Source organism: Leptospira ognonensis, assembly GCF_004770745.1.
In the GTDB taxonomy this organism is placed as follows: Bacteria; Spirochaetota; Leptospiria; order Leptospirales; family Leptospiraceae; genus Leptospira_A; species Leptospira_A ognonensis.
The window spans coordinates 132161-145322 of the sequence record NZ_RQGD01000005.1 but is presented as its reverse complement, the minus strand read 5'-3'; the positions used below and the strand labels follow the sequence as shown (position 1 = coordinate 145322).

Below are 13162 nucleotides of genomic sequence, written 5' to 3'. Positions count from 1 at the left end.
ACAATCAATCCAAGTCGCCACGATTCCAAACTTTTCGAAAGAATGGTTTGGAATTTATTTTAATAGATTTTATCTTCTCAATAACATCAGCTTCGGAAATTTTATATGCAGACATCACTTCACGATTTAGACTTAAATGGGAATGAGTTATCCATTTAACAACTGATTGCTTTTCTCTCGCTGTTGGAGGAAGGAGTTCTGATAGTTCCTTAAAAAATATCTCATGCGTTAAAAAGGATGCTTTAGATACTTCCGGCATGGGCGCTGCACCATGATCTGCTGTTACCAACAAAATGAACGAATCGCCATAATGAGATCTTAAGAAATCGAATATTTTTCTAATCTCCATATCTGTAGCTATTAAAATCTTTTCTGATTCCTGAGATTCCCAGCCATACAGGTGACCTACAGCATCTGTAGCCTTTAAAGTCAAGAACGCAAGATCTGTTTTTCCATCTTTAAAGGCCTTTCTACTAATCAATTCTGATTGTAAACTATTTCGGAAAGTTTCGCCATCTAGAGCCACTTGAAATTCTGAGGCCTGAAAATGATGGAATTTCCTTGTAAAATCGAGCCTATTTTCTGCCTTAAAATTTGAACTTATATTTTGTTTGTTAGCTTGATAGAATTCGTAAAAATCATATTTGTTTATGCCATCAGGCATGCTATACGCAGGATTGAATGTATCCCAAAGTAGAGATTTACTATTTGCCCAATACACAAAATCCTTATCCGATAAACGATCAGATCTAAGTAATTGGGGGATCAGTAAACCATGCCCAGCCATTCCAATACTTGCACGTGCCGCATAACATTGGCTAATAATAACCGGATGATTATCCTCATCTCTATCCCATACATCTGCCAAGCTAAGCGTACTAAATTCTTCCAAATTAAGTTGCGAATCGTTTCCTTGATAGACAGTTTTTGATGTTACCTTTCCGTCCTTCCAAGCATAAATCTCATTAGAAAAGGTTTTCATCTCTTTTGGAAAACTACCGGTCCCGATTGCTGCATGACCCACTGCGGTATGCGCTTCCAAATGTCCTACTCTCGCATTTTTAAAATATACCGATTCATTCTTTAAAGTTTTCAAAAATGGAAATCCATTTGGATGAGCTTTATAAAGCTGTTCCCCACCTTGATCAACGACAATCGTTACGATAATTTCAGGAATTTCATTTGTATTTTTAAAAATTTTATCATAAGAAGAAATATCCAATACATTCGAAAATTTATATTTTAATATTTTGGAATAAATTGATGGAATGTGCTGTTGGAAAATGGTATCTGGATAAATCCCATTATTGAACCATTTTTGTCCAAAAATCCAAATGGGAATATTAATGTCATAAGAATAGTTAGTATAATGAGATGTATAGTTTACTTCTCGTTCAAAATGTTGTTCCTTTTCGTTCCATCCCCAATCCAATTTTAATTCTTCCCAAGATAAATTATGCTCTAACAAAATTTCTTTTAATTCATCTTTCGTATAATGAGAAAGAGTGATTGATTCTCTTGCCTCCTTATCAAAAATATTATATGGGTAAGGTACCAAAATGAGATCGGTATCAACTTGGAGGGATCTTTTTGCTGCGGCTTTGTAACTATCTTCCCAACTACATGCCGCTAGATTGAAAAGTATGATGAAACTTATTATGACAAAACAATTACTAACGATATTCTTCATCTTTTCCAACCTGATCCTGAATTGTACTACCTTCTCTCTTCGAGCAAAGAAAAAGCAAGTGAGAATTACGGTGGTCGGAGATATCATGTGTCATAGTTCCCAATTAAACTCATACTATAATCCGAAGACAAAAAATTATGATACTTCTAGGAGTTTCGAATTAATTAGAAACCGTTTCGAACAATCCGATTTGGTGTTGGGAAATCTGGAAACCACTTTAGTCAAAAATCCTTCGGATTACAGTGGTTATCCAAGATTTGGGTCTCCCATAGATTTGGCGACATCCTTAAAAAATGCAGGTTTTCATGTCCTATCTACTGCGAACAATCACTCCGCGGATAAGGGAAGCCCTGGAATCGATATTACGATAGAAACAGTAAGAAAAGAGAATATGGTTCCCATCGGTTCCTATCAATCGCAGCAGGACTATGACTTGCGGCGTCATTTTTCTGTAATAAAAAACAATTTAAAAATTGCCATTTATAATTATACATATTCAACAAACGGTATTAAGGTTCCTGATGGACGTATAGTACGTCTCATTGATGAAAAGACAATAACTGAAGATATGGAGCATGCTAAATCTATCGGAATGGATTTAATTATCGTCTGGTTTCATTTTGGGACGGAATACCAAATCAAGCCGGATGCTTCCCAATTGCGTTGGGTAAATTTTGCGCTCAATCTCGGGGCAGATGTGATTTTAGGTGGTCATCCACATGTCGTTCAGCGAATCGATAAAATTAATGACCAGTTAGTGGCATATTCTCTCGGTAACTTTCTCTCCGCTCAGAATCATCCATTTACAGATGGTGGAATCATTTTAAATTTCAATTTTTCTATCGATGGAAATGGACAAAAATTGATAACAGATGTCGCCTACGAATCTGTTTGGATTTATCCCCATGGATACCAAATTATTCCGATAAATGAAATTGATAGAGAAAATTTTAAAATTCCACTAAACAAGCATTATCGTAAAAAGGCTTCCGATTATAAAATGCAATTTGATAAGGTCATGTCGGAAAATAAGCTTTAAATTTCATCTTGGATCAAGTCGAAACCAAGACCTTCTCGGATCACTTTAATTTTGTCTTCAGTGCAATCTAGTATGGTAGAGACTTCCACCTTTACGATACCTCCGTCTATAATGGAGGCAACAGATTTTCCATAGATAGACTCTAAATCATCGATATCGATAATGAACTCGTCTTCTGTCGACGCCGATGCTGCCGTGATCGGTGAATCATGAATCTCTAACAAACTCTGCAAATAGATTTGGCCAGGAAATCGAATGCCAATATGTCTGTCTTTATGATGTGCAAAGGAAGGTTTTGGAAGGTTTTTACTAGCTTTTAGAATAAAAGTAAAGGGTCCTGGGGTAATTTTTTTCATTAAACGATAAGTGGGATTTGGTAAGTACTCTATCATATGGGAAGCCATCGATATATCCTTGCACAAAAGTGATAAAGGCTTATCTTTAGGTAACTTTTTCAACTTGTATAATGATTCCACGCCTAACTTTGAATTTGCATCAGCAATAATCGCGTATACTGTATCCGAAGGGAAAATAAATAATTCACCGTCTTTCAAGCGGTCCGAAATTTGTTTTAATTTACGAATCTCCGGATTTTGCGGATGCAGATACTCTATCATATTATTGTGCTGTTAACCCACCATCGATAACAATCGTTTGGCCAGTCATATAACTTGATGCATCGGAGACTAAATACTGAACAGCCCCTAGAATCTCTTCTGGTTTTCCAAGCCTTCCCATGGGAATGCCTGCCAATACTTGATTCATGATATATTCTTTATTTTTTATCATATCGGTCATTTCCGTGTCAATGAGTCCTGGACAAATGACATTGACACGATAACCTGAATTGCACCATTCAATGGCCAAAGCTTTTGATAACGAAATCACAGCACCTTTCGTACCGGAATAGACAGATGCTAACTTAGAGCCCACTAGACCTAAAACGGATGCAACATTGATAATATTTCCTCCGTCTTTTTTATGGTGTTTGTAATAGGCCTGGCAGCTTCTAAAAACTCCTGTATAGTTAGTCTGGATGATGTTTTGCAATTCCTCTTCCTTAAAGCCGGAGGCAGGTGTATTTGTTGCAATACCAGCATTATTGATCAGAGTATTGAGTTTTCCGTGCGTTTCTCTAATTTTACCGATTACCTGGAAGGCATCTGATTCTGATTTCACATTCAAGACCACACCCTGAATCCCTTCACCTGACATCCATTCTATTGATTCGGGACGGGAACCTGCGCCGTAAACAATGGCACCTGCATCTCTAAGTCCAAGTGCCAAATTTTTACCGATTCCACGACTAGCGCCCGTTATTAAAACTGTTTTACCTTTAATGTCAAAAATATTCATTTTACCTCATGATTAGCTGGATAGCATTCGCTATTTTCTGGTTTCGCATCTTCTAATAGTTTTTTATAATCTAGATTTCCATCGTCAGTAACTAAATCTCTTCTTATGTAATGAGTTTTTCCGTCATAATAATCAGCAATGGGATTGCAAGGATCCATGGGATCCTTTTCACGACAGCTAATTTTTACACTCATTGATTCAAAAGAATAAGTTCGATTCCAGAAATTGTGCGTGAACGATTCGCAGTCTATAAATTGAATCGTATTATTTTTACAACCTAATGTTAAATTGCACATGACTAGAAGGATAATGAGCGGAACTCTTAGAAACATATACTAAAGTTTTTATGACAATATGAGAAAGGCAAGAATTTGTTTATTTTAAAAAGTCGATCCCCTCGGCGGATAGAGATATTAAAAAACTTGGGATTTCAGTTTCAAATTGATCCCGAGGACATTGATGAAGCACAATTAGAATCAGAAACACATTTAGATTATCTAGAGCGAGTCGTAACCAGTAAATTGGGAGAGACTTTAAGATTTTCTAGGGAGGATTTCATCCTTGCTTGCGATACAATTGTAGTTCTAGAGGGAGCCATCCTCCATAAACCGAGCAATGAATGGGAAGCAATGACCACTCTCAGACAATTGAATGGCAAATCTCATTCCGTTTTCTCCGGTTGTATCCTTTTTCATAAGGGAACCTTAGATTATTTTTTCGAGGAAACTAGAATTTTTTTTAAATCTTGGAGTGAGGAGCAAATCAAAGAATACATTCAAAGATGCCTACCTTACGATAAAGCAGGAGCCTACGGTATACAAGACGAAAGAGGACCAGTTTTAAGATGGGAAGGATCGTATCAGAATGTAATGGGTTTTCCCATCCGAAGTTTTTTGAGCAGAAACCAAATATGGAAATCTGCTTGGAGTTAATTCTTGCTTGCTTTAAGCGTAAAGATTGACTAAGTCACCAGGCTTATACGTAGCTTTATCTTTGGGAGAGGACTGAATCGTCTCTGCCTTAGCACTTGTATCCTCAGAGGGAAATTTTGGCTTGTACTGGTTCGTTTGAATCGCTTCAATTTTCTCTACAGGTTGTGTATTGAAACTTGGAGAAATATAAGTAAGGGGTTCACCCAGACCGGAAACTCTTGCCACACCGCTTGCTATATCCATATTGTGATTATCGCTCCGAAACTGTCCAAAAATTAGACCTAAATAGAAAAATGGATACAAAAAAAAAACCTATCGAGATTTCTTCCCTTTTCCAGCTCCTCAAGCTAGGGGAAAAGGACTTACCGGAAGTTTTTGTCTACGTTGGAGAGGATTCCTTTGAATTCGAAATCGCTGTAGACCATTTTAAAGAAAAATTAGACCAACATGCTGATAAACTAGATGTTGTCGTGATCGTTGCAGAGTCGGGAGAGCATACCAATCTTTTTTCCGAACTTTTCACAGCGAATATGTTTTTTCCCAGGAAGCTGATCATCTTAAAGAGTGGTGCCGCTTTCTTTAAACCGATTCTTGAAGCGAAGCCCAAATCCGAACTGGCTGATTATGTCGCAGGCTTTAAGAAGAACATTCTGTCCATTTCGGACAACACGAACCTTTTGGTTCATTATGATGGGAAGGATTTACCTGCTAATTTCTCCGATCTCTTTCAAAATCATTATTCTTTTTATAAACCTAAGACAATTTATCAAAATGATATACCGAAAACATTAAAGGAAGTTTTAGACAAAGAATCAGTTCAATTAGAAGAAGATGCACGTGATGAATTCATCCACAGAATACCAGCAAATGTTGGTTCTTATATAAAAAGTATCCGTAAACTCAAACAGTATTTAAACAAAAATAAATTTTCTCTTGCGGATATCCATTCCATCCTCTTCTCACAAAATGAGATGAATGTTACCACTCTTGTGGATTCACTCATCCAATCTAAGAAATCTGAATTCTATAAAGAATTTACAAAATTTTCAGACGAAAATTCGGAGATCTTAGCTTTTTTAACACGCCTACTCTACAAACTAGATGAAATCCGAAAAATTAAAGTCATTCGTTCAAAACATAACGGAGAAATACCCATACCCATTATGGATGAATTATTAAAGACAGGTGGTTTTTCTGAGGCAAGAAAAGGATTTATGCGTAGGCAATTGGTGAACGATGCAAAATATTTTACAGAAAAAACTTTAAACGAATTTTATGATATTTTGATCGAGATGAATATTAAATACAAATCAGGTTTAAGAAACGAGGAAGGTAGAGTCTACTTCATTCAAAGAACTATGGAAATGTTTAAAATCATTCATGCCTCTTCTTCGAGCTGAAATTCTTTAATTTTTCGATAAAGATTTCGTTCTGAAATACCTAAGAGTTTTGCCGCTTTGGTTCGATTACCGTTAACCAATTTCAAATTTTCACTTATGATCGCCTTTTCATAATCACTTAAAGAGATTCCGGTTCTTACAGGAATAATGCTATCATGATTTTCAAAAAGGTGAATGGGTACTTGTTTTAGTTTGATTTGCTTCTTGGAAGAGAAAGCAACGAGTGAATATATAAAGTCTCTTAGTTCGTGTAAATTGTGTTTAAAATTTCTTTTCGTAAAATAATGATGAAAGTGCACATCCATGGAAGAAACGCTCTTTTTTAAATCTTTATTGGCATTTTCGAGAAAGCTAAGAACAAAAAAAGTTATATCAGATTGTCTTCTGTGCAGAGGTAGCAACTGAAAAGCAAACGATTTCATTTGATCAAAAAAATCTGATAGATATGGTAAAGATTCTATTTTCTTAAGCTCACCTGATTGGATCTCCCAGTAAATGTATAGACTTTCATCTAATAAATATTTCTTTTCCTTCCACCATTGCATCCAATTTCTAATTTCAGATTCTGATCCCAAGGACAGATTTTCCCAACAAAGGAATGTCAGTTTATGGGCATCAAGTTTCCGCATCGTATTCTCAAAAAAATCTGGTTTAAGCGAATAGTCCACTTTTACTAGCTGATATTTCTGCTCTCCTGCTCTTTGAGCGATGGACCTTTCAATCCAAAAAGTTTTACCAACACCGGAGTCACCTACGATAACTAACGGCAGTTTTGTTTTAGATGCTTCTAACCACTGTTCCTTTAATTTTTTACTTTCACCAAAATTTGCTATCCAAGTAGAGTTCAGATCATTTTTTTTTGACAACAGATACCACTCCTTGGATATAACCAGAAAATTGTTTCACTTTATTCTCTTCTAAAAATTTCTTCGCTTTGGATGGTAAGATGACAAGTGTTCTCGGATAGGATGCATTTGGTTTCATTAAAATGGTCTCGTTAGCAATGTTTTTAATCCCCCAACTCGAAAATGGATCTAACATGACAGATGTGCGAACTAAGTATTCTTTTCCAGATATTATATTCATCTCAAAAGGTATTTTTAACCAAATTGCTTCTCCGCGAGCTTCTAGTAGAATATTTTGGTAACGACCATCGTCGATATCAGATTTAATAATTTCGGATCCAATCAAAGATTCAATATTTGTATTTACTTCACTTCTTTCCAGAACCTTTTTCTCAGATATTTTCTCAAAAGCCTCTGCCATATTATAAGGAGTCACTACTTCAACGGCCGCACGTACTAAGGAAGCATCCCATTTTTTGAAAGGATCTACATCTAGTTGAAATGGCTGGGTTACTTCCTGATTCGTAAAATACAAGTTGAACTGATTTAGAAAAATTTGTTGGTAACCCTCTTCTGTTCCAATTCTCTGATAATCAGTAACGCCAAGAATTTTTGCAGAAGAAGATCTCGCAATTTTTTGCAATTCACGAATGACCGTTAATTCGGAATGATTTGGAATGATAACGTAAATTTCGATTCCCAATTGTCTGAGTTCATTGAGAGCTAAAATAATGGAACTACTCTTATCCTTTGCGGAACCAGAGAGAAGGAGAAAGAGTTTCTTAGAGGTTTTTTTACCAGAAGATAATTTTAATCGCAACGATTGGATCGCTTGGAGGACAGAATCTGCTTTGTTAATGCCTGACCAACTGACATCATCAAAAACTTTTTTTATATCTCCATGTTCAAGGGCAGGTGGTAGGGTAAGGATTTTGTCTTTTCTGATGACTGTGATCCCAAGAAATAAATTCTGATGATTCATCAAAGAATCTAAAGATCTAGAAAAATCTTTTCTATAATACGAATAGGCTCCGTTTGTATCGAAAAGAAAATGAACTTCATGGTAGATATTGTCATTCTTTAAAGTCCGATCATAATATTTCGGAGCTAAAAATCTGAAACTTTTTTCTATATGTTTTTCGATTGCGAGAACAAAATTAGAAATGATTTGGGATTGGATCACCTGACGTGATTTGTTTTTACAATTAAATATCTCAGTTTGGATTAAGGTGGGTTTCCCGAAATCAACGCTATCTTTTGTAATAAAACTGCTATCCCATTCCACACAAAGGACGTTTAGCGTGGATTCGGTAAGTTTCGTCTGCGAGGAGAGATTTTCTGTCTCGCTGAAAGTATTCACAGAATTTTCGTCCGTAATCTCCGTTAAGTAGTTTCTCTTTAAATAATGCCGAGTGAGCCTTGCGATTTCTTTGCCTGCCTCTTCTTCATTTCTTAAATAGGAAGGAATTTCCCCCGATACCGCGGCTGGCAGTACGCTGATTTCCTTAGCGTTTAGTGGATAAATTAGGAGAAAAAAGGAAAAGACCCAAAAAAAGCGTAAAGAGTTCCATAAATATGCACTTTTTTTAATGTTTAGAATGATTTCAATTTGAAGCACTATTGCAGTTTCCTTTATTCTATCAGTTTTTATTCGCAGAGAAAAGATTGACAGCTACATTTCTTGCCTATTTAATCTATCGGAAAGGAGTAGATTCTTTATGAAGAAATCGCTTATCGTATGTATCTCATTGCTAGCTTTCGTTGTAGCCTGCGGTTCCAGTGATGGTAGAAGAGATGCCACAACTGTTGGTAAAAATGGTTGGATTTTTGAAGGTTGGGCATGTGCCCCAGATGCGGCTGCTGGTGCGCGTGGTGAAAGCCCTGCTCAGTATTGCAAAGGTAAAGAAAAAGAATTCGATTATCTCTACATGAAATTTTCGGCTCGTGCTTCAGACAAAGCGATCAAAGCTAATTCTGTTGCTATGAAGCAGTCAACTTGCCGTGAAGCAGCTCGTCTCCAAGTAGCTGGTGACGGATTAAAGAAAATCCTTGGTGAATACCTAGAACAAGCTTCTGGTGTTTCTGATGGCCAATCAACTGGTTCTGTGATCGTATCAGAATCAAAAGGTTTAATCAAAGGAATCGGGGTCTATGACTGTTGTTCCCTTAACAACGAATCAGGAACTTGCGCAAATGTCGGCGAGCCTGAAACTTGGGAAGAATGTCAGTGTGTTGGTTACATGAAGTACCAAGGCGGACAAAAAGCTCTAGAGACAAAAGCTCAAGCTGCTCAATAATCTCAGTTTCTTTTAATTGAGTCAAAACCTCTCCGAAACGAGAGGTTTTTTTTTACCTACGCAAGAAAGCTTTCGCAATTTAAAATTTCGTCATCGATTCCAATTCCGAATTTCTCAAACTGAGTTTCCAATTCTGTAGCTTCAAGTAGTTCTACGAAATGATTAATGGAACTCGACTGTAATAAATCACGTTTCATTTTTTCGGGAAAGGATAATCCCTCTATATACCTCACAAAATGTTTTCGAAATAAAATGAGGGCATATTCATCTTTACTAGGATAAAATTCATCCATAGAAAATAAATGTTTCAAAATGACTTTTTTGATCTCAGTGAATCCTTGTTTGGTTTTCTCGCCCTTGGAAAATATCCATGGATTACCAATTGCCTTTCTTCCGATCAATGCCAAATCAACACCATATTTTGAAATTTTTTTTTCTGCATCCGCGAAGGAAGATATATCTCCATTCCCAAAAATGGGAACCTTCGCAAACGATTTAATTTCTCCTATAGCATCCCAATTGGCGACTCCTGTGTATCCCATTGATTTGGTCCGTCCATGAACAGAAATTGCTGACACACCTGAGTCCTGTAATGCAGAAACTGTATCTCGGAAATTTAAACTCTCTTGATCCCAACCCAGCCGAATTTTTGCAGACACAGGTACAGAGACATTCTTTCGAATCCCCTCAATCATTTTTGAGGCTAATCTTAAATTTTTTAGCAATCCCGCACCTGATCCGTTATGTGATACTTTCGCAACGGAACAACCCATATTAAGATCAATTACGTCCGGTCCTAGTGGTTCAATTCGCCTTGCTGCTTCAATTACCTTATGTAATTCTGAACCAAAGATTTGAAAGAATATGGGACGTTCCATTTCTCGAAAACGGAACATATCGATAGACTTTTGATTCCCGAGGCAAATTTGATCTGTTGATACAAACTCTGTATAAGAGAAAGCAGACCCGAAGGACCTCGCTATCTGGCGATAAGGACTATCAGAGATGCCCGCCATAGGAGATAGGGCAATATTTCCTTCAATATTGACATTGCCCACTCTCACCATTAGGTAGTTACTCTGTGTCTTTTACTATGGCAAAATCTTTTACGAAGTCATCATCCTTCGTATCAACGATTTTAACACCCATTGCAGATCTTCCAACCATTGAAATTTCTTTGGCGCTCACTCGAATCGACATTCCGGATTGTGTGATTACCAGCAATTCGTCTTCTTCTCTCACCGAGCAGATACCGACGGATTTTCCATTTTTCTCACCTACTTTCAAGTAAGTCATGCCTTTTCCCGCACGACCTTTTGTAGAAAATTCTTCGAAGTCGGTCCGTTTCCCAATGCCATTTTCCGATATGCACATCAAACTGGTGTTTGGTTCCACTTTGGTCAATCCGACGATCTCATCTGATTCCGCCAAACGCATAGCAGTTACACCCGAAGCAGTTCGTCCTTGGGACCGAAGTTCATTGAGGTTCATTCTGATTGCTAAACCATCCTTACTTGCGATGAAAACATCATAGCTTTCGCGATTTGATAGAACATCTTTTAGTTCATCGCCATCTCGCAAGCCTATCGCGATAATTCCAGATTTTTTAGTGTTTGAAAACTCATCTAACTGGATCTTCTTGACAAATCCACCTTTTGTCACCATGAGGAGCGCAGACTCATCAAATTGTCTAAATGCAAAAAGTGAAGTTATGATTTCATCTTCCGTTAAACTAATGATAGCTTTTAATGATTTCCCTCTGGCTTCTTTTGTAGCAATAGGAAGCTCATACACTTTAAGTAAAAAGGCTCTACCTTTATTCGAAAATAGCATTAGATTATCATGAGTCATAGCAATGCTTAATTTTTTTATAAAATCTTCGCGCTTAGTGGAAATTCCTTGGATACCTTTTCCGCCTCGCTTTTGCCGTCTGAACGTATCCATAGGCAATCGTTTGATAAACATATCTTCCGAAATTTGAACCACGACCTCTTCATCAGCAATCAAATCTTCTGCATTAAAACTAGAAGACTCTAGAGATTCCAAACTAATTTCAGTGGTCCTATTTGAACCAAAGGATTCGGCAACTTTCGTTAACTCATCACAAATGATTTGTTTAACACGTTCAGGTTTTGACAAAATATCTTCTAGGTCCATGATATGGAGACGAATCTGTTCTAATTCTTCGATTATCTTTTGAACTTCAAGAGATGTTAACCTTTGCAGTCTCATCTCTAAAATTGCATCTGCTTGCAATTCGGAGAGTGCAAAAGTACTAATCAATTTTGCCTGAGCTTCTCTAGGGTCCTTTGAAGAGCGAATGATTCGAATTACTTCATCGATATTATCGAGCGCTATCTTCAATCCTTCTAAGATATGAGCGCGTTTTTTTGCTTTATCTAAATCAAATTCTGTACGTTTAACAACGACTTCATTTCTATGAGTCGCATAGGCCTTCAAAATTTCTTTTAACGGGAAAATTTTGGGACGATTGTCCAAGATCGCAAGCATCGTAATTCCATAACTTACTTGAAGTTGCGTTAACTTAAATAGTTGGTTTAATATAACTTGAGCATTAAAATCCTTTTTAATGTGAATCTCTACCCTAATGCCTTTTCTGTCGGAAAGGTCCAAAATTTCAGTGATACCTTCAATGATCCTTTCATTAACTAAATCACCTATTTTCTCTAACAGATTTCTCTTATTTACTTGGTAAGGAATTTCATTGATAACTATGATCTCGCGACCTTTATTGTTTTCTATTATATCAACTTTCGAACGGATTCTTATCGATCCCTTTCCAGTCGAATACGCTTGATACAATCCCTCTCCACCAATGATCGTTCCACCTGTTGGAAAATCTGGACCTGGAATGATCTTCATCAATTCATAAAGCGATATTTCAGGATTTTGAATCAGCGCCACAACTGCATTGATTGATTCTCTTAGATTGTGCGGGGGAATATTCGTAGCCATACCCACTGCAATTCCAGAAGATCCATTTACTAAAATATTAGGAAAATTTGCAGGTAGAACATCAGGTTGCTGTCTTGTATCATCGAAGTTTGGCGAGAAAGAAACTGTATTTTTCTCGATATCCTTCAATAATTCCTCGGCCAATTTTGTTAATCGTGCCTCCGTATAACGATATGCGGCAGCAAAGTCTCCATCGACAGACCCGAAGTTACCCTGACCATCTATAAGTGGTTCACGCATGGAAAACGTTTGAACCATACGAACCATCGTATCATATACTGCTGTATCACCGTGAGGGTGATAATTACCGATCACTTCCCCTACGATCTTAGCTGACTTGACATAAGGCCTATCACTTCTCCATGCCCTTTCATTCATTGCATGTAAAATTCTTCTGTGAACCGGTTTCAAGCCATCTCTTACATCTGGTAACGCTCTGCCTACGATTACACTCATCGCATAATCAAGGTAAGCCTCTTTCATTTGGTCTTCAATTTCGACTGGAATTACTCTTACACCAGCCTTTAGTGCTCCAGCTATATCCGGTCTTCCAGATAAGTTTAGAGCTAATGTTTTAGTTGATTCGTTTTCTTGGCCGTCTATTTCGGTCATTTATTTTATCCGTAG

13 protein-coding genes are annotated in these 13162 nt (G+C 37.1%); 4 read left to right on the top strand and 9 right to left on the bottom strand.

Translation table 11 applies throughout. The annotated features are described in order from the left end of the window. Window positions 1-4 precede the first annotated feature (4 nt). Window positions 5-1690, bottom strand: coding sequence for an alkaline phosphatase family protein (locus tag EHQ58_RS01665; RefSeq protein WP_135621595.1), 1686 nt, complete (start codon window positions 1688-1690; stop codon window positions 5-7). On the opposite strand from EHQ58_RS01665, the gene EHQ58_RS01660 reads away from it, so the two are divergent. After that, window positions 1659-2729 (top strand): CapA family protein, encoded by a 1071-nt coding sequence (locus EHQ58_RS01660; protein WP_246047032.1) that lies wholly within the window; start codon window positions 1659-1661, stop codon window positions 2727-2729. The genes EHQ58_RS01665 and EHQ58_RS01660 overlap by 32 nt on opposite strands. Here EHQ58_RS01660 and EHQ58_RS01655 read toward each other — a convergent pair. Genes EHQ58_RS01655 through EHQ58_RS18870 form a run of 3 tightly spaced genes read right to left on the bottom strand, consistent with a single transcriptional unit; the run spans window position 2726 to window position 4417 of the window. Next, window positions 2726-3346 (bottom strand): L-threonylcarbamoyladenylate synthase, encoded by a 621-nt coding sequence (locus EHQ58_RS01655; protein WP_135621593.1) that lies wholly within the window; start codon window positions 3344-3346, stop codon window positions 2726-2728. The two genes, EHQ58_RS01660 and EHQ58_RS01655, sit on opposite strands and share 4 nt — an antisense overlap. Window position 3347: 1 nt before the next feature. Next, window positions 3348-4085, bottom strand: a complete 738-nt coding sequence (locus EHQ58_RS01650; RefSeq protein WP_135621592.1) for an SDR family NAD(P)-dependent oxidoreductase — start codon at window positions 4083-4085, stop codon at window positions 3348-3350. After that, window positions 4082-4417, bottom strand: coding sequence for a hypothetical protein (locus EHQ58_RS18870; RefSeq protein WP_246047029.1), 336 nt, complete (start codon window positions 4415-4417; stop codon window positions 4082-4084). The genes EHQ58_RS01650 and EHQ58_RS18870 overlap by 4 nt, the downstream gene beginning before the upstream one ends. A gap of 39 nt (window positions 4418-4456) precedes the next feature. Here EHQ58_RS18870 and EHQ58_RS01640 point away from each other — a divergent pair, with 39 nt between their 5' ends. After that, window positions 4457-5017 carry a Maf family protein gene (locus tag EHQ58_RS01640; RefSeq protein WP_135621591.1) on the top strand — a complete coding sequence of 187 codons (561 nt, stop codon included), beginning with the start codon at window positions 4457-4459 and terminating at the stop codon, window positions 5015-5017. Window positions 5018-5029: 12 nt separating this feature from the next. On the opposite strand, the gene EHQ58_RS01635 is transcribed toward EHQ58_RS01640, so the two are convergent. Then, complete coding sequence (locus tag EHQ58_RS01635) at window positions 5030-5260, bottom strand: hypothetical protein (RefSeq protein WP_135621590.1); 231 nt, start codon at window positions 5258-5260, stop codon at window positions 5030-5032. A 50-nt stretch (window positions 5261-5310) separates the two neighbouring features. Here EHQ58_RS01635 and holA point away from each other — a divergent pair, with 50 nt between their 5' ends. Beyond that, window positions 5311-6417, top strand: coding sequence for a DNA polymerase III subunit delta (gene holA / locus EHQ58_RS01630; RefSeq protein WP_135621589.1), 1107 nt, complete (start codon window positions 5311-5313; stop codon window positions 6415-6417). Here holA and EHQ58_RS01625 read toward each other — a convergent pair. After that, a complete protein-coding gene (locus EHQ58_RS01625; protein ID WP_135621588.1) occupies window positions 6396-7283 on the bottom strand; it encodes a helix-turn-helix domain-containing protein in 888 nt (295 codons plus the stop codon). The two genes, holA and EHQ58_RS01625, sit on opposite strands and share 22 nt — an antisense overlap. Continuing rightward, the gene (locus EHQ58_RS01620; protein ID WP_246047027.1) at window positions 7267-8880 is read right to left on the bottom strand and encodes an LIC10012 family protein; all 1614 of its coding nucleotides are present in this window, start codon (window positions 8878-8880) and stop codon (window positions 7267-7269) included. Before EHQ58_RS01620 ends, EHQ58_RS01625 begins: the two co-directional genes overlap by 17 nt. A 100-nt stretch (window positions 8881-8980) precedes the next feature. On the opposite strand from EHQ58_RS01620, the gene EHQ58_RS01615 reads away from it, so the two are divergent. Beyond that, window positions 8981-9559, top strand: a complete 579-nt coding sequence (locus tag EHQ58_RS01615; RefSeq protein ID WP_135621587.1) for a lipoprotein LipL21 — start codon at window positions 8981-8983, stop codon at window positions 9557-9559. Window positions 9560-9615: 56 nt separating this feature from the next. Here the strand turns inward: EHQ58_RS01615 and EHQ58_RS01610 are convergent, their stop codons facing one another. Together EHQ58_RS01610 and gyrA are read right to left on the bottom strand one after the other, a co-directional pair. Continuing rightward, window positions 9616-10626, bottom strand: a complete 1011-nt coding sequence (locus tag EHQ58_RS01610; protein WP_135621586.1) for a tRNA dihydrouridine synthase — start codon at window positions 10624-10626, stop codon at window positions 9616-9618. Window positions 10627-10633: 7 nt separating this feature from the next. Further along, window positions 10634-13147: a DNA gyrase subunit A gene (gene gyrA / locus EHQ58_RS01605; protein ID WP_135621585.1), complete on the bottom strand. Its 2514-nt coding sequence runs from the start codon at window positions 13145-13147 to the stop codon at window positions 10634-10636. Window positions 13148-13162 lie beyond the last annotated feature (15 nt).

Coding starts and splice junctions, on each gene's coding strand:
- gyrA (WP_135621585.1), bottom strand. CDS start 13,147: ATGACCGAAATAGACGGCCAAGAAAACGAATCAACTAAAACATTAGCT.
- EHQ58_RS01635 (WP_135621590.1), bottom strand. CDS start 5,260: ATGGATATAGCAAGCGGTGTGGCAAGAGTTTCCGGTCTGGGTGAACCC.
- holA (WP_135621589.1), top strand. CDS start 5,311: ATGGATACAAAAAAAAAACCTATCGAGATTTCTTCCCTTTTCCAGCTC.
- EHQ58_RS18870 (WP_246047029.1), bottom strand. CDS start 4,417: ATGTTTCTAAGAGTTCCGCTCATTATCCTTCTAGTCATGTGCAATTTA.
- EHQ58_RS01615 (WP_135621587.1), top strand. CDS start 8,981: ATGAAGAAATCGCTTATCGTATGTATCTCATTGCTAGCTTTCGTTGTA.
- EHQ58_RS01665 (WP_135621595.1), bottom strand. CDS start 1,690: ATGAAGAATATCGTTAGTAATTGTTTTGTCATAATAAGTTTCATCATA.
- EHQ58_RS01610 (WP_135621586.1), bottom strand. CDS start 10,626: ATGGTGAGAGTGGGCAATGTCAATATTGAAGGAAATATTGCCCTATCT.
- EHQ58_RS01650 (WP_135621592.1), bottom strand. CDS start 4,085: ATGAATATTTTTGACATTAAAGGTAAAACAGTTTTAATAACGGGCGCT.
- EHQ58_RS01655 (WP_135621593.1), bottom strand. CDS start 3,346: ATGATAGAGTATCTGCATCCGCAAAATCCGGAGATTCGTAAATTAAAA.
- EHQ58_RS01660 (WP_246047032.1), top strand. CDS start 1,659: ATGACAAAACAATTACTAACGATATTCTTCATCTTTTCCAACCTGATC.